Origin of the sequence: Adlercreutzia muris (assembly GCF_008831045.1) — a bacterium.
GTDB lineage: Bacteria > Actinomycetota > Coriobacteriia > Coriobacteriales > Eggerthellaceae > Adlercreutzia > Adlercreutzia muris.
In genome coordinates, this window is the sequence record NZ_WAJS01000021.1 from 33,669 (window position 1) to 52,265 (window position 18,597).

15 protein-coding genes are annotated in these 18,597 nt (G+C 65.7%); 14 read left to right on the top strand and 1 reads right to left on the bottom strand.

The features are described from left to right. The first annotated feature begins 224 nt into the window (after positions 1 to 224). From nrfD (F8D48_RS07630) to F8D48_RS07665, 8 genes are all read left to right on the top strand, one after another. Positions 225 to 1,196 (top strand): NrfD/PsrC family molybdoenzyme membrane anchor subunit, encoded by a 972-nt coding sequence (nrfD, locus tag F8D48_RS07630; protein WP_170272773.1) that lies wholly within the window; start codon positions 225 to 227, stop codon positions 1,194 to 1,196. 86 nt (positions 1,197 to 1,282) lie between these two features. After that, positions 1,283 to 2,227 carry a slipin family protein gene (locus tag F8D48_RS07635; RefSeq protein WP_151430935.1) on the top strand — a complete coding sequence of 315 codons (945 nt, stop codon included), beginning with the start codon at positions 1,283 to 1,285 and terminating at the stop codon, positions 2,225 to 2,227. Positions 2,228 to 2,263: 36 nt separating this feature from the next. Beyond that, the gene (locus F8D48_RS07640) at positions 2,264 to 2,662 is read left to right on the top strand and encodes a GntR family transcriptional regulator (RefSeq protein ID WP_016310655.1); all 399 of its coding nucleotides are present in this window, start codon (positions 2,264 to 2,266) and stop codon (positions 2,660 to 2,662) included. A gap of 911 nt (positions 2,663 to 3,573) precedes the next feature. Then, a complete protein-coding gene (locus F8D48_RS07645; RefSeq protein WP_151430937.1) occupies positions 3,574 to 6,111 on the top strand; it encodes a molybdopterin-containing oxidoreductase family protein in 2,538 nt (845 codons plus the stop codon). Between the two features lie 2 nt (positions 6,112 to 6,113). Beyond that, entirely contained in the window at positions 6,114 to 6,743 is a 630-nt protein-coding gene (locus F8D48_RS07650) for a 4Fe-4S dicluster domain-containing protein (RefSeq protein WP_151430939.1), read from the top strand. Between the two features lie 18 nt (positions 6,744 to 6,761). Next, positions 6,762 to 8,030, top strand: a complete 1,269-nt coding sequence (gene nrfD, locus F8D48_RS07655; RefSeq protein ID WP_240806273.1) for an NrfD/PsrC family molybdoenzyme membrane anchor subunit — start codon at positions 6,762 to 6,764, stop codon at positions 8,028 to 8,030. A 110-nt stretch (positions 8,031 to 8,140) separates the two neighbouring features. After that, a complete protein-coding gene (locus F8D48_RS07660) occupies positions 8,141 to 8,503 on the top strand; it encodes a hypothetical protein (protein WP_151430941.1) in 363 nt (120 codons plus the stop codon). Beyond that, positions 8,500 to 8,931, top strand: a complete 432-nt coding sequence (locus F8D48_RS07665) for a DUF4405 domain-containing protein (protein WP_151430943.1) — start codon at positions 8,500 to 8,502, stop codon at positions 8,929 to 8,931. Before F8D48_RS07660 ends, F8D48_RS07665 begins: the two co-directional genes overlap by 4 nt. Before the next feature lie 114 nt (positions 8,932 to 9,045). On the opposite strand, the gene F8D48_RS07670 is transcribed toward F8D48_RS07665, so the two are convergent. After that, entirely contained in the window at positions 9,046 to 10,347 is a 1,302-nt protein-coding gene (locus F8D48_RS07670) for an LCP family protein (RefSeq protein WP_151430945.1), read from the bottom strand. Positions 10,348 to 10,605: 258 nt separating this feature from the next. Between F8D48_RS07670 and F8D48_RS07675 the strand changes: the two genes are divergently transcribed. From F8D48_RS07675 to F8D48_RS07700, 6 genes are all read left to right on the top strand, one after another. Continuing rightward, on the top strand, positions 10,606 to 11,259 hold the full coding sequence (locus F8D48_RS07675) for a TetR/AcrR family transcriptional regulator (protein WP_151430947.1): 654 nt from the start codon (positions 10,606 to 10,608) through the stop codon (positions 11,257 to 11,259). Between the two features lie 23 nt (positions 11,260 to 11,282). Beyond that, on the top strand, positions 11,283 to 16,082 hold the full coding sequence (locus tag F8D48_RS07680) for a 2-hydroxyacyl-CoA dehydratase (protein WP_240806274.1): 4,800 nt from the start codon (positions 11,283 to 11,285) through the stop codon (positions 16,080 to 16,082). Between the two features lie 201 nt (positions 16,083 to 16,283). Next, complete coding sequence (locus F8D48_RS07685; protein ID WP_016310665.1) at positions 16,284 to 16,649, top strand: type II toxin-antitoxin system Phd/YefM family antitoxin; 366 nt, start codon at positions 16,284 to 16,286, stop codon at positions 16,647 to 16,649. After that, complete coding sequence (locus tag F8D48_RS07690) at positions 16,646 to 16,939, top strand: type II toxin-antitoxin system RelE family toxin (protein ID WP_016310666.1); 294 nt, start codon at positions 16,646 to 16,648, stop codon at positions 16,937 to 16,939. Before F8D48_RS07685 ends, F8D48_RS07690 begins: the two co-directional genes overlap by 4 nt. A 57-nt stretch (positions 16,940 to 16,996) precedes the next feature. Beyond that, a complete protein-coding gene (gene rsmI / locus F8D48_RS07695) occupies positions 16,997 to 17,854 on the top strand; it encodes a 16S rRNA (cytidine(1402)-2'-O)-methyltransferase (RefSeq protein ID WP_151430955.1) in 858 nt (285 codons plus the stop codon). A gap of 43 nt (positions 17,855 to 17,897) precedes the next feature. Then, the gene (locus F8D48_RS07700; RefSeq protein WP_151430949.1) at positions 17,898 to 18,479 is read left to right on the top strand and encodes a M48 family metallopeptidase; all 582 of its coding nucleotides are present in this window, start codon (positions 17,898 to 17,900) and stop codon (positions 18,477 to 18,479) included. The last annotated feature ends 118 nt before the right edge of the window (positions 18,480 to 18,597 follow it).

The window sequence follows — 18,597 nt, forward strand, 5'->3', positions numbered from 1 at the left end:
GCATCGCCGCAACTTCCAAGACGGTCGCGGGGCGTGCCGATGCGCGAAGCGGGGAAGGCGCCCTGTGCCCGTCATAGGCGCCCGCCGGCTTCGCATGCTGGGTGCAGCCCTCTCGTTTGGGAAGAGGATTATCGTAATGGCTTGCGATAAAGTGATAGAGGGGATACACTGGCGGCAATGACATTCGCGTCCATGCGCAGAGCGCGGGAAGGCGGGGGAGAGGGTTGTTCAGCGAGCTTGCCGTGGCCTACCTGTTCTTCGGCGGAGCGGGTGCGGGCGCGTGTGTGGTCTTGGGCGTTCTGGAATGCGCCAACATCGGCCGCTACGGCGCACTGCCGAGCGGGCGCGCCTCAGGAGTGATGCGGGCGTGCTCGTCCCGCTGGGCGCGGCGCCTGCGGGTTCCCCATGAGCTCCTGTCGCGCGGCTGGGTGCTGTGCCTGATTCTGCTGGGCGCCGGCTCGCTCTGCCTGCTGGCCGACGCCGGCCGTCCCGAGCGCGCGGCGGCCTTGTGGCTCGCGCCGCGCTTCTCGGTGGTCACGGTGGGCGCCTGGGCCCTGCTGGCATCGAGCGTCGCGGCTGCGTTCTTCGCGGCGGCGTCGAACGGGCTGGGGGCGCGCCTGCGCCCGGCCCCGGTGCTCGCGGCCGCGATCTTCGCCGTTGCGACCGGGTTTGTCGCGGCGGCGTACACGGGCGTGCTCTTGGGCTCGCTTCCCTCGGTGCTCGCCTACCGCACGGGGGTCTTGCCGATCCTGTTCCTGCTGTCGAGTCTCTCGTGCGGTGCGGCCGTGGTGTTCGTCGCGGCGTCCCTCGTCGACTCGCGCCTGCCCTTCGGCTCGGCGCTGCGACGGCTGGGGTGTGCCGATCGCGTCATCATCCTCGCCGAGGCGGCGCTGCTGGCGCTGTTCGTCGGGGGTCAGCTGGCCGACGGGGCGATGAGGGCCGGCGCCTCGGCCCTTATCGCCGGCGACGGAGCTGTGCTGTTCTGGGTGGTGCTGGTTCTCGGCGGCCTGGCCGCTCCTTTCGTCTTGGAATGGGGCTATCCGATGGGCGATGGCCGCGTGAAGGGCCTTTGGATCGCCTTCTGCATCCTGATGGGCGCCGCGGCGCTGCGCGCGGGCGTGGTCGGGCTGGCTGCCTTCGATATTTCCCAAACGCCCGAGCTCGCATTCCAGCTGGCTGCCGCTATGCCGGGTTGAGCTGCAGGGGGGGGGAGTACGCAATTTCGGAACGGATTGAGAGGAAGGGATAGACGATGTTCGGCAGTACGAGAAGCAAGAGGACCATGCGCACCGAGCGGGAGGCTGCCTGCGGTCCTTGGAGCGACAACGAGGCCGAGATGCTTGCCGCCACGTCCTATGTGCCGCGCAAATCGTCGCGCAACGGGGCGCTCGTGTTCAGCGTCGCGGTATTTCTGGCTGCCGGTGCGGCGGTGCTCGCCTGCGGTATTGCCTTGGAGGCGCGCGTTTCCCTCGCGTGTATTCTAGGTGCGCTGGCCCTGGGGCTCGTGGCCACCTCGTCTTTGCACATCGCCCTGGGATGGGAGAAGGTGGTGGTGCTGCGCCTCGGCAAGCTGCACCGCGTGGTGGGGCCCGGCTTCTACGGCACTATCCCCATTCTGGAGTACGGTACCATCCGCGTGGATCAGCGCACCATCGCTACCCCCTTCCGCGCCGAGCGCACGCTCACGGCCGACCTCGTGCCCGTGAACATCGACGCGGTGCTGTTCTGGGTGGTGTGGGATGCCGAGAAGGCCTGCGTGGAGGTGGAAGACTACTACGCGGCCATCTCGTACCTCGCCCAGACGTCCCTGCGCGAGGCCGTGGGCCGCTCCACTGTGGCCGAGGTGGCCTTGCGCCGCGATCAGCTGGACACCGAGATCAAGGCCGACATCGAGAAGGAAGCGGCCAGCTGGGGCGTGGACATCATCTCGGTAAAAGTGCGCGACATCGTCATTCCTCCCGACCTGCAGAACGTCATGTCCCTGGAGGCCCAGGCCGACCGCGAGCGCAACGCTCGCATGACCGTAGCCAGTGCCGAAGCCGATCTGGCTGAGATGCTCACCGAGGCGGCCCAGGTCTATGGTGATCCGGAAGCGGCCCTGAAGCTGCGCACTATGCTCATGCAGTACGAGACCGTGAAGGAATCGGGCAGTGCGGTGGTGACCGTGCCCACGGCCGTGAGCGATGGTTTTGCGGAAGGGGTTTGCCGCGAGAGTGCCAGAGTCTGATAGGATACTGCCGTACCTCCCAATGAAAGAGAAACCATGAGCGCCCTCGAAACCTTTGCCCTCGACCATACGTCCGGCCTGCCCGTCTGGATCCAGATCAAGAACCGCATTGCCTACCTCATCGGCTCCGGTGCCTACGGGCCCGGCGACCGCCTGCCCACGGTGCGGGCGCTGGCGGTGGATCTGGACATCAGCTACAACACGGTGAACCGGGCCTACATGGACTTGGAGCGCGAGGGCTACATCTCCACCCGCAAGGGCCGGGGCACGTTTGTGGCCGAGCGCCACGACCTGGGGGCGCGCACCGCATCGGATTCTCCCATCGAGCTCGTAATCGACGACATGATCCGCGTCTGCGCGAACGCCGGCCTTGCCGATGATGACATCGTGGCCATGGTGGAGGCCCGCCTGGCCCACCGCGACCTTATGCGCTAGGTCGGCCACGCTCGGTGGCCGCCCTGCGAAGAAGAGGGGAGCGTCGGCCGCGTTCGCGGTGGCCTGCGGCGCCAACCCCCCCCGTTTTTGGCAGGCATAGAAAGTTGGTGGCCGACCCGCTCCTGCCCGCCACCGGTGCCAAACCCCCCGTTTTTGGCAGGCGTAGAAAGTTTCCCGTCAAAAACGGGCCGTTTGGTGTCATTTTCCCTACCGAAAAACGTGGGTTTGGCATTTGTGTTCGACAAAATCCCAGGTCGCAACTAAGCCAAGCGAAGTTCCACGACACCAAACACACTGTTTTTGGCAGAAACGAGAGAGCCTGTGCCAAAAATAGCGAATCTGGTGCTTTCAATCGACGTGGAAGGGGAGAATTCCACTCTCTTCTGCCCCGCTCTACTCCACGTGGGGCCGTCCGCCCGTCTCTCCCCGCGCCGCTCCGCTCCGCCTTCCCCGCGCTGCCCTATGCGGGGCCGTCCATCCGCCTTCCCCGCGCTGCGCCGTTCCGCCTCCCCGCTCTGCCCTGCCTGGGCCCATTCCGCCCCTTGCCATGCTTTGGGGCGCGTTCTCTTTCCAGCAACTCTCACCGCAGCGCCTCATCGTCGAGCCTCTCTTCCTCGCGCGCACCGTTCTCCGCGCCCATGCTGCTCTCTCGGATCCACCTTCGCTTGTTGTCACTCATTGTCACAAAAAATTGCGACAATGTCTTTATTGTCGCAATACATTGTGATAATATGGCGCCATGGGAATTTGGCCAATTCTTATGGAGAAGGAACTGGCCGTGTCAGGTCCGGTTCCGGGAGAAGGGGCCGGGCGTGTCAGGTCCGGTTCTGCAGGAAGGGGAGTCTGCTCCTGGCGGCGCCAAGGAGATGGCGGCATGGGAAGCACGCCCCCGAATTACATGAGGAGGAAAGATGACAGAGGCATATCGTGCTGCCAGCGGGCTCACGCGCCGAAGCTTTCTCAAATCAACCGGTGCTGTGGCAGCAGCCGCCGCTGCCGGGAGCGCGGGGCTGCTTGCGACGAGCGGTGTGGCCCAGGCGGTGGCCTACGAGGCGGGGCAGACTGAGGGCGACGGCGAGCAGATTTTCTGCGGCGTGTGCCGCGGTAACTGCTCCGGCACTTGCAAGCTGAACTTGCATGTCGTCGACGGTAAGATCGTCAAGACATCCAAGCGCTCCTTCAACTCGTTCCCCGACGGCCGCGTCGATCGTATCTGCCTGCGGGGTCTGAGCCAGGTCTACAACGTGTACGGGCCCAACCGCATCCAGTATCCCATGCGCCGCGTAGGCGAGCGCGGCTCCGGCGAGTGGGAGCGCATTACCTGGGAAGAGGCCATCAAGGAAATCACCGACGAATGGAAGCGCATCCAAGCGGAATACGGCGAGCAGGCCATCGCCTACACGCGCGGTTCGGGCAACTTGGGCGCTATCAGCGGCGTGGCCTCGCCCATGTACAACGTCTTCTTCAACAAGATCAACGCGAGCATGATCAAGATTGCTCGCGACCAAGCCAACACCCGCGGCATCAACCGCGTGGTGGGCAATCTGGGCGATTGGGTGCTCAACGACCCTTCCGACTTCAAGAACGCGAAGACGCTGTTCGTGTGGGGCGCCAACATCACTGACGCCCAGATTCACGACTGGCATTTTGTGGCCGATGCCCAGGATGCCGGCACCAAGCTGGTGGTCATCGATCCCATCATGACCCAACTGGCCGCTCGCGCCGACATGTGGGTTCCAGTGAAGCCCGCCACCGATGCCGCCCTGGCACTGTCCATGATGCACGTCATGGTAACCGAGGACGCGGTGAACAAGCCCTTCCTGCGCGACTCCACCTGCGCGCCGTTCCTCGTGCGCAGCGATACCGGCAAGTTCCTGCGCATGAGCGATTTGGGCGTGGAGCCTGAGGTGATCGAGGTGGAGGCAGGTGCCGTGTCGGCCGCTTCCAGCGAGAACAAGGGCGCCCAGGTGGGAAAGGCGAAGACCGTTCAGAAAATCATCGATCACCCGGCGGTGCTCGATGCCGATGGCGCGGTGAAGAGCCTGCCGGAGGCCGTCGACCCGCAGCTGAACGGTACCTACGACTTCAACGGCGTTTCCTGCCGCACGGCCTACGACCTGCTCGTAGAGGACATCATGGAGTACGCGCCGGAGAAGGCCCAGGACATCTGCGACGTTCCCGCCGAGACCATCGTGGAGCTGGCCCATCTGGCCCTGGACGGCCCCTGCACCCATCGTTTGGGCTGGGGCTCCAATTCCTACACCAACGGCGTGCATGCGGCCCATGCCAACATCACCATGGCGGCGCTCACGGGTCAGATCGGCTATCCGGGCGCCGGCACCGGCGTCGGTGACTTCAAGGCCTGCTGGGGCATCAATGCCGTGGTGAAGGGCATGACGGCAGCGAAGTATCCCATGATCTCGGCGCTCGCGCTGCCGGAGATCATGCGCACCGACAAGTGGAAGGGCGAGGATTACCCCATCCGCTCTCTGTACGTGTATGCTGGCAATCCCGTGTCCAACCAGGTGAACACCAACGAGTACATCAACGACGTCATCGGCAACATGGATCTGTACGTGGTAGCCGACTACACCTTCACCGATACGGTGAAGTACGCCGACATCGTGCTGCCGGCCTCCCATTGGTTCGAGCAGCAGGAGCTGGTGCCCATCTCCGCCACCCAGTGCTTCCTCCACAGCGAGAAGGCCATCGACCCGCTCTACGAATCCAAGAGCGACTTCGAGATCCTGAAGCTTCTGGCGGCGGGCATGGGATACCCGGACCTCATCGATCTGACCGAGGATGAGTACATGTCCCAGGTGGTGGATACGCCGGCCCTGGGTGCTCTCGGCATCACCTACGATGCCATCAAGGAGAACGAGGACATGTACTGGTATGCGGAAAAGCCCTGGATTCCCTGGAAGAACGCCGAGTTCCGCACCGAGTCGGGCCGCATGGAGTTTTACGTGGAGAACCCCACCGTGCAGTTCGACGTGGGCCAGGAGTTCGATGAAGACCGCGAGCACCTGCCCCGCTACTTCAATCCCACCGAGGCTTACGAGGGCAGCCCCACCTGGGACAAGTACAAGCTCATCCTGCTGTCCGAGCGCCCGCGCTTCCGCGTGCATTCTATGTGGTCGGACAACGGCTACCTGCGCGAGCTGGATCCAGAGCCCACGATCAAGATGAACCCGGCCGATGCCGAGGCCCGCGGCATCGCCGACGGCGATTACGTCGAGGTGTACAACGATCGCGGCCATTGCGTGGCCCGGGCGGTGTTCAACGAGGGCATTCGCCCGGGGTGCATGGTGTACCCCAAGAGCTGGCAGCAGCACCAGCACAAGGCGGGTTGCTGGTCCGAGCTTCTGACGAGCGAGTACGATCCCGTCGGTGTAAACGAGAGCTATTTCGACAACCTCGTCGAAGTGCGTGTCTGGAATGAGGAATAGCCATGGCTGAGAGCAAACTGGTTATGCTGGTGGACACCAAGCGGTGCATCGCCTGCAACTCCTGCGCCGTCGCCTGTAAGGTGGAGAACAATCTGCCCAAGGATGTGTGGTGGAACCGCGTGATGACGGTCGGCGGCCCGCATCTGGATGCCCCGAGCGGCACCTATCCCAATCTGGAAATGTACAACGTGACCGTGGCCTGCCAGCACTGCGAGAACCCGGCCTGCGTGAAGGTGTGTCCCGTGGGCGCCACCTACAAGGATCCCGAGACCGGCGTGGTGCGCCAGGATTATGACAAGTGCATCGGCTGCCGCATGTGCATGTCGGCCTGCCCCTATAACGGCGTGCGCTCCTTCAATTGGGAGGAGCCGGCCTACCATCTCGACTTCCCCGTGGGCGATCAGGATGTGGCACCCCACCAGAAGCACGTGGTGGAGAAGTGCACCTTCTGCTGGCATCGGCTGGCGAAGGGCCTGGCGCCGGCGTGCGTCGAGGTGTGCTCGGCCCGGGCTCGCATCTTCGGCGACGCGAGCGACCCCGACTCCGAGGTGTCGCGCAAGCTGAGGGAGCGGCCGGCCATGCGTCTTTTGGAGGATCGCGAGACGGAACCGTCCGTGTACTTCCTCCAGTAATGGGAAAGGAGTTGAACTATGTCTGAGTATATGCAGGGCGGCGCCCTCGCCAACGACGACCTCGATTTCTCGGCGCCCCGTGGGCGGGATCATGCTGCCGAGCGCTCGACGGCTGCGGTGAAGAGCCCGGCGTTGAACGTGGCCATCGGCGTGAGCGCCGTGGCGGTGCTGGCCGGGCTGGCGCTGTGGGCGATGCAGCTATCGGGCGGCATGGTGCAGACCGCCATGCGCAACCTTGATTCCTGGGGCCTCTACATCACCGGTTTCATGTTCTTCGTGGGCCTGTCGGCCGGCGGCCTCATCATCTCGTCGGTGCCCAAGGCCCTCGGCATCCGCGGCTTTGGCGGCATCTCGAAGGTGGCCGTGTTCTCGTCCATCGCCTGCACGGTGGTCGCCATCGGTCTTGTGGTAGTGGATATGGGCCAGCCCTTCCGCGTGTGGGAGCTGTTCGTGTACTCCAATCTGGGCAGCCCGCTCATGTGGGACATCATCGTTTTGGCCACCTACCTCATCCTGTCGTGCGTGTACCTGTGGGCGCAGATCCAGGCCGAGCGCGGCAAGGTCAGCGCCGTGGCGCTGCGCATCGTCTCGGTGATCGCGCTCGTCACTGCCGTGCTCGTGCACTCGGTGACCGCCTGGATCTTCGGCCTGCAGCAGGGGCATGAGATGTGGCACACCGCCCTTCTGGCCCCCTGGTTCGTGTCCTCGGCCCTGGTGTGCGGCACAGCGCTCGTGATGGCCGTGGTCATCGGGCTGCGCCGTGCGGGCTACCTGGAGGTGGAACAGGGCAACGTGGTGCGCCTGGCCAAGCTCCTCGGCGCCTTCGTGCTGGTGGACCTGTACTTCTTCGGCTGCGATCTGCTCACCGAGGGTTTCCCGGGCGGTGCCGGCGCTGAAGTGGTGGCCCTGCTGACCCAAGGCCCCCTGGCGCCCTACTTCTGGTTCGAGATCATCGGGTGCGCCGCGTGCGCCGTCATCTGCCTGACCCCGGCCCTGCGCCGCAACGGGCTTTTGGTGGCGGCCTCCTTGCTGGCCATCGCGGGCATCTTCTGCAAGCGCGTGCAGCTGCTGGTGGGCGGTTTCCAGATCACCAACCTCGATCTGCCCTTCGCGATGAACTCCATGAGCGTCACCTATGCCGACGGCACGCTCGCGGATGCCTACGCGAACCTCGTCTATTGGCCCACGCCGCTGGAGTTCGGCGTGACGCTGGGGGTGGTGGCCCTCGGGTTCCTCATCTTCTTCCTGGGCCTGAAGTTCCTTCCCCTGCGACCCACCGAGAAGTAGCGCCCTCTCGGGTACGGACCGGATTCACCGGATTCGGCCCGTATCTCCGGTATGCGGGTCGTCTGCCGTGGGGCGGGCGGCCCTTTTCTTTCAAGGGAGGAAGGAGCCCTATGAGGAAGATCGTTGCAACGGTGGCGGTGTTTCTGCTGGCAGGCGCGTGCGTTATCGGCGCAGTGGCTCTCGCGAGGCCCGATGCGCTGAGCGTGCGGCCCGTCACAGCCGAGTCGCCCTGTCCCGTGGCAGGGTGCGCCTCGGGGGTGTGCCACGGCTTCGACGATGTGCCCGAGCCCGACGGCGTGCACGAGATGACCTGCCCGGAGGCCTCGTGCGCATCAGTGGAATGCCATGGCTGGGAGTCGCTCTCGTCGCGCTATCACCAGGCATCGGATGCGAGTCTGAACTTGTGGATTCTCATGCCGGTGGCCCTTGTGGTGGCGCTTATCGGCATCGTGGGAAAGGTGGGCAGGTCATGAGAATGCTCATTGTGGATGCCCTGGCGCTGGCCCTGTACCTCGTGGTGTCGTTGCCGGCGCTGACGGGGATCGGGCTGCACGAGTGGCTGGGACTCGGCGTGGGGCTCGCCCTGCTCGTCCACAGCGCCCAGCACATCGATTTCGTCGGGCGCCTCCTGTCCGGCCGCCGATCCCTGCGCGCCATGGGTCGCGTCCTGCTGGATGCAGCGCTCGTGGTCGCCGTGGTGGTTGCGGTGCTCTCGGGCCTCATGGAGTCGGGCGCGGTGCTGCCGGCGCTCGGCCTGTATGCCGAGGGGTACTACTTCTGGGGGCCGCTGCACGCCGCCTCCGCCAAGGTGCTCCTCGCCCTTCTGGTGGTGCACGGGGCGCTCAACATCGGCACGCTGCGCCGCCTTATCCAGCGCGCCCGCGCAGGGGAGGGGGAATAGGGAGCTGTCCCCCTCGGTGGTGCAGGTGCGGAGCAGAGCGCCCCGGGCGGTTCGCGGAGAGCCGTCCGGGGCGCTTGGGCTTTCGGGCAGTGGGGCGTCCAGCGGCCGACGACGCTACTCGGCGGCCTTCACGTCGTCGGTGGTCAGGGCGCCTTCGAGCAGTCCCTCGTAGTCCTGGGGACTGCGGGCGTTGGTGGCGGCGCCCAGCTCGGTGTCGCTGGCCTGGGGCTCGGGGATCTCAATATCGGTCTCGGCCGGATCGAGGCCCGCGTCCACACGGCGCATCATGTCCTGCCACTCCTTGTATTGGGTGCCCACGTAGCTGATGCCGTCCTGGTTCAGGGTGTAGCTGGGGCAGGCCGCCGAGTACATGGTCATACCCTTGTCCTTGAAGGTGAGGGCCAGATTCACCAGGTCGCTCACGGAGTAGTCGGTGGTCACGCACCGGGCGAGGGATTCCACCATGCCGGGAATCTCGGTGGGGGAGGCGTCGAGCACCTTCTTCACGATGGCCTCGATGATCATGCGCTGGGCCTGGGCGCGGGAGAAGTCGCCGCCGGAGACCGCATGGCGCTCGCGGGCGAAGGCCAGGGCCTCGTCGCCGTTCAGGGTCTGCTCGCCGGCCTCTATGGTCAGCCCGCTCGTGTCGGAATAGAAGCCCTCGGGCACGTTCACCTCGATGCCACCCAGCTCGTTCACCACATCCTTCAGCTCCTCGAAGTGCACCTCCACGTAGTGGGTAATGGGCACACCGGCGAAGGTGGACAGCGTTTTCACCGCCTCGGAGGGGCCCCCGAAGGCGTAGGCGGCGTTGATCTTCTGGGTGCCGTGGCCCTCGATCTCGATCATGGTGTCGCGGGGCACCGACACGAGGTCCACCACGCCCGTGTTCGGATCGATGCGGGCGAGCATGGTCACGTCCGAGCGGCTGGCGGTTTCGCCCTTGCGCGCATCGCTGCCGAAAATGCCCACATAGTAAGAGCCGTCCGTGGCCTTTGGGGCTGCCAGCTGCTCCTTCAACTCCATCTTCTCGGTCTCGTCCATGGATTGGATAGTGCTGTTGATGCCGTTCAGGTAGAGGGCCGCCGCGGCGCCGGCACCGATGAGCGCCACGGCCAAGGCTCCCACGATGCCCAGGGCGATTTTCTTGCCGCGGCTCTTCTTGCGGGCCGCCTTGGCCCGGGCCAGGCTGTCGCTGGCCGCGAAGCTGCGAGAATGGCTTTCGGGGGCCACGGGGCTCGGGGTGGCGGAAAAGCCGGTGCCGTCGAAGGCTGATCGGGTCCGGCTGCGGCCGGCGCTGCTCCCATAGCCGCTGGAAGAGGAGCGGCTGTAGGCGGAGAGGTCGGCGGAATGGGCCCCACGCCGGCGGTTGCCGGAGGGCAGCGGGGCGGAGTGTTTTCCAGGTCTATGTGCCATAGGGTTCGGCGCCGCGCGCCTGCCTCCTTACTGGGCCGTAAAGGTTGAGTGCGATACTTCAAGATACCAGGAAAGCGGCCTTCGCGGGCTCTTTTTGACGGAATCCCTATCTTGCTGAACGAAACGCAAGGGCGCCGCAGAGGGAAAACAGGGTTCCTTTGCGGGTGTTTAGACGTTGCGTCAAGGCGCTTCAGTCGGTACAATGCCCGTTAATGGACACACTGTTCATTATTGTTCATCCTGTTGAAATGAGGGAACGTGGGTACTACCGTACTGGAAGTGCTGCCCGCCGAATCGCTGGCTCCGCCCGCTCCGGGCGAGGATCGGCGCATCACCCGCTCGAAGCGGGCCCTGCGCGGGGCGCTTATCGCGCTCATCGAGGAGCGGGGACTGGACGCCATCACGGTGAACGACCTGTGCGAGCGGGCCGATCTGAACCGAGGTACCTTCTACAACCATTTCCACGATAAGGAAAACCTGCTGACTGCGCTGGAGAACGAAGTGCTGGCCGAAGTTGCCCTGCTGCAGGCTCGGATGCAGAGCGTCACCCTCGGCGACATGCTGGCCTTCCGGGTGGCCGGCCGCCCGGTGCCGGTGCTCGTGGACCTGTTCGAGTACCTGCGTGGGGAAAGCGATTTTTTGCGGGCGGTGCTCGGCTCCGGGGGCGATGTGCGCTTCGGGCCGCGGCTGCGCGAGGCGGTGTGCGAGAACCTCGTACAGAACATCTTGCACGAGAAGTACCGCACGAACCCCACCCCCTTCGTGTGCTACTACGTGGCCTTCTACGCCTCGGCCTACTTGGGAATCATCGCCCGATGGGTCGAGAACGGCTGCCCTGAGACTCCCGAGGAAATGGCCCGCATCGCCATGCGCCTTCTATTCATCACGCCCGGCGAGCCTATCGAGCTGTAGGCCCCAGAAGCGAGGAAACTTCCATGAAAAAGAGCAAGTACACCGAGATCATCACCGAGGCCTCCACGTCCGAGAAGGCGCCCGCCGGCGCCGCCGCAGAGCCCGCGCCGGGCTGCGCCTCCTGCGCCCCGCGCGTGACGACGGCAGAAGAGGCCCGGGCCAATGCCGCCGAGGCCGGCGCCGCCGCCCGCGCCGCGGCCAAGGCGTGTCCCTACCATATCGGCATCGACGTGGGCTCCACCACGGTGAAGCTCGCGGTGCTGGACAACGACCACAACATCCTCTGGGCAGTGTACCGCCGCCACCACGCCGATGTGCGCGCCACCATCATCGAGGTGCTGCGCGAGGCGGCCGAGGCGTACCCCGCCGAGGCCATGACCATCGCCATCACCGGCTCGGGCGGCCTGCTGTTGTCCCAATGGCTGGGCGTCGCCTTCGTCCAGGAGGTCATCGCGTCCAAGACGGCCGTGGAGACCTTCATCCCCGCCACGGACGTGGCCATCGAGCTGGGCGGCGAGGACGCGAAGATCATCTACTTCGACCATGGTATCGAGCAGCGCATGAACGGCACCTGCGCCGGCGGCACTGGGGCCTTCATCGACCAGATGGCGGCGCTCCTGAACACCGACGCCGGCGGCCTCAACGAGCTGGCGGCCGACCACAGCACCATCTACCCCATCGCCAGCCGCTGCGGCGTGTTCGCCAAGACCGACGTGCAGCCGCTGCTGAACGAGGGGGCCCGGCGCGAGGACATCGCCGCCTCCATCTTCCAGTCGGTGGTCACCCAGACCATCTCGGGCCTCGCCTGCGGGCGGCCCATCCGCGGCAACGTGGCCTTCCTGGGCGGTCCTTTGCAGTACCTGCCCGAGCTACGCAAGCGCTTCTACGAGACGCTGGAGCTGACCGATGAGGCCATCATCGTGCCCGAGAACGCCCACCTGTTCGTGGCCGCGGGCTGCGCCATCGCCGGGGTGGGCGAGGGGGCCGCCCCCGAGAAGCTCGCGGATGTGCTCGTGCGCCTGGAAGGGCTCGGCGACATGCAGGGCTCCGAAGTGGTGCGCCTGGCCCCGCTGTTCGCCAACGACGAGGAGCTGGCGGAGTTTCGCGCCCGCCACGATGGCGAGCGCGTGCGCCGCGCGCCGCTTGCGGACTACCGCGGCGTGGCCTTCCTCGGCATCGATGCCGGCTCCACCACCTTCAAGGCGGCGCTCATCGGCGAGGACGGGGCGCTGCTCTGGTCCACCTACGCCTCCAACAAGGGCGATGTGCTCGGGTGCGCCAAGGCCGCCGTGGCCGAGCTGTACCAGGCGCTGCCCAGCGATCCTGCCACGGGTGCGCCGCTTGTGACCATCGGCCACGCCACGGTGACCGGCTACGGCGAGGGGCTTCTGCTGGAGGCCCTGCGGGTCGATTCCGGCGAGATCGAGACCGTGGCCCATCTGCGCGGCGCCCAGGAGATGCTGCCCGGGGTGGAGTTCATCCTGGACATCGGCGGCCAGGATATGAAGTGCCTGCGCGTGAAGGACGGTGTCATCGACCACATCATGCTGAACGAGGCCTGTTCCTCGGGCTGCGGCAGCTTCATCGAGTCCTTCGCGAGCGGGTTGAACCTGGACGTGGCCGAGTTCGCCGCCACGGCCATTTCCGCCGAGAACCCCGTGGATCTGGGCAGCCGCTGCACCGTGTTCATGAACTCCCGCGTGAAGCAGGCCCAGAAGGAGGGGGCCACCGTGGGCGACATCGCCGCGGGCCTGGCCATCTCCGTCATCAAGAACGCCCTGTTCAAGGTCATCAAGATTCGCGATCCGCACGATGTGGGCACCCAGGTCATCGTCCAGGGCGGCACCTTCTTGAACGACGCGGTGCTGCGGGCCTTCGAGCAGCTGTCGGAAGTGAACGCCGTGCGCCCCGACATCGCCGGCAACATGGGTGCCTTCGGCGCGGCGCTTCTGGCTCGCGACCGCTACGAGGACAAGCGCCGCCACACCGAGGGCGTGCCCCTGTCGCCGGATGTGGGCCCGAAGGTGTTCACGAGCGGGCTGTTGTCCCTTGCCGAGATCGAGGCCCTGGCCCCCACCCATAAGACCGTGCGCTGCAAGGGCTGCTCCAACGCCTGCCTGCTCACGGTGAACGACTTCGGCCGCGATCCGGCCACGGGCGTCCGCCGGCGCTTCATCACCGGCAACCGCTGCGAGAAGGGCGAGAGCCTGGGTACCGGCACCGAGAAATCCGACGTGCCGAACCTCTTCGAGTGGAAGTCCCGACGGCTCTTCGACGCCTACGAGCCCATCCCCGCAGAAGACGCCTGCGGCACCGTGGGCATCCCGCGGGCCCTCAACCTGTACGAGAACTACCCCTTCTGGTTCACCTTCTTCACGAAGCTCGGCTACCGGGTGGTGCTGTCCGACCCCTCCACGAAGAAGACCTACGAGGCTGGCATCGAGTCTATGCCGTCGGAGTCGGTGTGCTATCCGGCGAAGCTCTCCCACGGCCATATCATGAATCTGCTGGCCAAGGAAGGCGACGACGCCGTGGACTTCATCTGGATGCCCTGCTCCAAGTGGGAGCGCCAGGAGGACGAGACGGCGGGCAACCATTTCAACTGCCCCATCGTGGCCAGCTACCCCGAGGCGCTGCGCCTGAACATCGACGAGCTGCAGGACGCGCCTGCGGCCTTCGTCGCCCCCTGGCTGCCCTACCACGACAAGGACAAGCTGAAAGAGCGCTTGTACGCCGAGCTGACCGGCACCTTCCGCGATGAGGTGGGGGCCCACGAGTTCCCCATCACCCAGAAGCAGATCGATGACGCCGTGGACGCTGCCTGGGCCGAGGACGAGGCCTTCAAGCGCGACATCCGGCGCAAGGGCGTGGAAACCCTGGCCTGGATGGAGGAGACCGGCACCCGCGGCATCGTGCTGGCGGGTCGCCCCTACCACCAGGACCCGGAGATCAACCACGCCATCCCCGAGCTGCTCACGAGTTTCGGCCTGGCCGTGCTCACGGAAGATTCCGTGGCGCATCTGGGCCAGCTGGAGCGTCCCATCCGCGTGGTGGACCAGTGGATGTACCACACGCGCCTCTATGCGGCGGCCAAGGTGGTCACCCAGCGCAAGGATCTGGACCTCATCCAGCTGAACTCCTTCGGCTGCGGCCTGGACGCCCTGACCACCGACCAGGTGCAGGAGGTGCTGGAGGCGGCCGGCAAGGTGTACACGGTGCTGAAGATCGACGAGGTGTCGAACTTGGGCGCCGCCCGCATCCGCGTGCGCAGCCTGCTCGCAGCTTTGAAGGACCAGGCCGACCGCGAGGCCGAGGCCGCGGCCGACGCGGCCGCCGAGAAGCGGGGCTGCCCCGCGGCCTGTATCGATTTGAACAACCTCGACAAGCTCGTGCCGGCGTCGTTCACCGAGAAGGCCGACGGCGTGGTGGCCGCCGCCGAGGTGGAGCAACGCGAGGGCGCCTCCACCGAGTTTGAGCGCGTGCAGTTCACCGAGGAAATGCGCGACGCGGGCTACACCATCTTAGCGCCCCAAATGGCCCCCTACCATTTCGAGCTTTTGGTGCCCATCTTCAAGCGTGCCGGCTACAACGCGGTGTTGCTGCCCTCAGTGGACCACGGCGCGGTGGACGCGGGCCTGAAGTATGTGAACAACGACATCTGCTACCCGTCCATCCTGGTCACGGGCCAGATCATGGAGGCGGTGCTCTCGGGCAAGTACGACACCAACAAGCTGGCCGTGCTCATCACCCAGACCGGCGGCGGCTGCCGCGCCACCAACTACATCTCGCTCATCCGCAAGGCGCTGAAATCGGTGGGCCTCGGGCACATCCCCGTCATCGCCATCTCGTTCAAGGACTTGGGCGAGGACAACCCCGGCTTCAAGATCACGCCGAAGATGCTCTACCAGGCCATCTACGCGCTGCAGTACGGCGACTTGCTCATGATGTGCCTGTACCGCACGCGCCCCTACGAGGTGGAGCCCAGCAGCGCCAACCGCTTGTTCGACTATTGGATGGACGCCTGCAAGCATCAGCTTCAGCGCGGCGTGCGCCAGTCAGAGTTCCGCCGCACGGTGCGCCGTATCGTGGAGGATTTCGACACCCTGCCGCTGGCCGGCGAGGGCACCAAGCCCCGCGTGGGCGTGGTGGGGGAGATCCTCGTGAAGTTCCATCCCACGGCCAACAACCAGATCGTGGACGTCATCGAGCGCGAGGGCTGCGAGGCCGTGGTGCCCGGGCTCATCGAGTTCTTCCTGTTCGGCATCGCCGGCGGCATCTTCCAGCAGCCCATCGGCAAGTCGAAGAAGAGCGCACTGGGCAGCCGCATCGGCCTGGCCGCGGTGAAGAAGCTGCGCAAGCCGGTGAACGATGCCCTGGAGAAGAGCGCCCGCTTCCATCCGCCGGCGGACATCTACGAGCTGGCCGAGTATGCCGAGGAGATTCTGTCTCTGTGCAACTCCATGGGTGAGGGGTGGCTGCTCACCGCCGAGATGGTGGAGCTCATCCGCAGCGGCTGCCCGAATGTGGTGTGCACCCAGCCCTTCGCGTGCCTGCCGAACCACGTGGTGGGCAAGGCCACCATCAAGGAGCTGCGCCGCCGCTACCCCGAGAGCAACATCGTGGCCGTGGACTACGACCCCGGCGCAAGTGAGGTGAACCAGCTCAACCGCATCAAGCTCATGATCGCCGTGGCGAAGGCGAACTTGGCCGAGAAGGAGGCCGAGGCCCGCGCCGCCCGCGATGCGGCCCGCGACGGTGCGCCGGAGGATCCCGAGCCTGTGGCCGAGGCCGTGGAGGTGGAGACCACCGAGGTGGCGCGGTAGTGGCTGGTTTTTCGCGGAGATGGGGCTGCAGGGCGTTTCGATCCGTGTGAGCCCCGCCCTTGGTTCAAATTCGCTCGATGGGCGCAGCATCCTTTCGGTGCTGCGCCCATTCTGCAGATTGAGACTCTCGCTGAGTGATGCTATAATCCGTAGAGTTATACGGATTAAAAGTAGCTTTAAGTGCGTATAAGGAGCAGAATCATGGTCGTTGTGGCTGATGGAAAACTTACTTTTAGCCGCGAGCAGGTAATCAGCTCGACTCAGGCTTCGAAAAACTTCGGTGAATGCCGGCGTCGCGCAAGGCGGGAACCCCTTTTTGTCACCGATCGCAATGCGAGCATTGAAACGGTTATTGTCGACTACGATGAGTTCGAAGCTATGGCTGTGGAACTCGAGCGGTTAAGGCACGAGAGGCTGTATGCAACGGCGGCCGAGCGCTTGGCCGAAGCGGACGCGCATCCTCGTGACGCGCTGATTACCTTCGAGGAAATGCTGGGTGAAGATGGCTACCGGTCGTTTCTCGAAATCGACCCCGATGACATGCCTGATGAGGAGCTCTTTGCATGAGCGTATACGAGCTTGTCTTTACGCGTGGTGCGCAGAGTGAGTATGCGGCGCTTGACGGATCGGTTCGGAATATGGTCGACAAGGGACTGGCGCGGCTGCGTGTTCGGCCCGATGAGATAGGGAAACAGCTGTCTGGTCCGCTTGCTTCCTGCCGTGAGCTCAAGTTCCGGGCTGACGGCCTTCGCGTGATCTACCGTATTCGCAACGGCCAGGTGTGCATTGTGGACATTCTTGCCATCGGCCAGCGGGATCGCGGCAAGGTTTTTACCGATGCCCAGCGGCGTCTTTGAGGACGCAGGTTGTCGGATAGTGCGGAGCAGTCACAGGGAGAAACCATGAATGCCAGCATTGCGGGAAAACTTATCATCGTGCCGACCCCCATTGGGAACTTGGGGGATATGACGCTGCGCTCGCTCGAGGCCCTGCGCACGGCCGATATGGTGTGCGCGGAAGACACCCGGGTGACGGGGAAGCTGCTCGCGCACTTCGATATTCGCAAGCCCTTGGAACGGCTCGACGAGGCGATGATCGGCGCGAAGGCGGCGTCCGTGATGGAGCGCGTAGCAGCGGGAGAGGTGCTGGCCTACTGCTCGGACGCCGGGATGCCCGGGGTGTCGGATCCGGGGCTGCGCCTGGTGGCCGCGGCCCATGAGGCCGGTGTGCCCGCGGAGGTGCTGCCGGGGGCTTCGGCGGCGGCCTGCGCCTACGTGGCCTCGGGCACGGTGTGCCCCCGCTTCTACTTCGGCGGCTTCTTCCCGCGCAAGGCGGGTGAGCAGCGCACGGTGTTGGAAGATCTGCGCGGGCTGGATGCGGCGCTCGTGTTCTACGAGAGCCCGAACCGCCTGGTGACGGCGCTTGCCGCTATTGCTGAGGTGTTGCCGTGGCGCGAGGTGGCCGTCTGCCGCGAGCTCACGAAGTTGCACGAGGAGGTGGCCCGCGGCACGGCGGTGGAACTGCGCGCGTTGTTTGGGGCCCGGGCCGAAGAGCCCGGCGGCATCCGCGGCGAGATCGCGCTTGTGATCGATGCGCCGGGCGAGGACGAGACGGCAGCCGATGCCGCCGAGGCGGCCGCGAGCGCCGAGGCCCGCGCCGTGGAGCTTGCCGCCGAGGGCCTGCGCACCAAGGAGGTCGCCCGCCGTCTGGCCGCCGAGTTCGGCATCGCCCGCAATGACGCCTACGAGCTGGCCATGGCCGCCGCCCGATGACCCTGGTGTCGTGCTGAGCGAGCGAAGCGAGTCGAAGAATTCCATGGCAACGCGAGGAAGACGCCCTGCAAAGACGATGCCGCCCGAGATCGTTCCCATCGATGATCTGGAAATCGTGCTCACGCGCAAGGCCATCAAGAACATGCACCTGCGGGTGAAGCCACCCGACGGGCGCATCGAGGTGTCGGCCCCGCTGCGGCTGCCGCTTTCTACCATTCGGGGGTTCGTGCGGGAGAAACGCGCCTGGATCGAGCGCCAGCAGCAGGCCATCGCCGCATCGCCCCGGGCCGAGGCCGCGGCGGCCACACCCGAGGAGGTGGCCGCTTGGAAGGCGGTCGTCGCGGCTTGCGTGTCGCCGCTCATCGCGGCGTGGGAGCCCATCATGGGCGTGAAGGCAGGCACGATCGCCTACCGCAACATGAAGAGCCGCTGGGGGAGCTGCCAGCCGGCCACCGGCCGCATCTGCATCAATGTGCGCCTGGCCCTGTACCCGCCCGAATGCCTGGAATACGTGGTGGTCCACGAGCTGTGCCATCTGCTGGAACGTGGTCACGGCCCGCGGTTCCACGCGCTCATGGATCACTTCATGCCCGACTGGAAGGAACGCCGCGCCAAGCTGCGGTAAGGGATTGGCGGGGGCCCGGCGGCGCGATGCCGCCGGGCCCCTCGGTGCGCCTGGCCGGCGCCTACCGGCCCGCGCGCTCCCGGCGGCGGGCGGCGAGCAGGGCGGCGCCGGCCGCCAG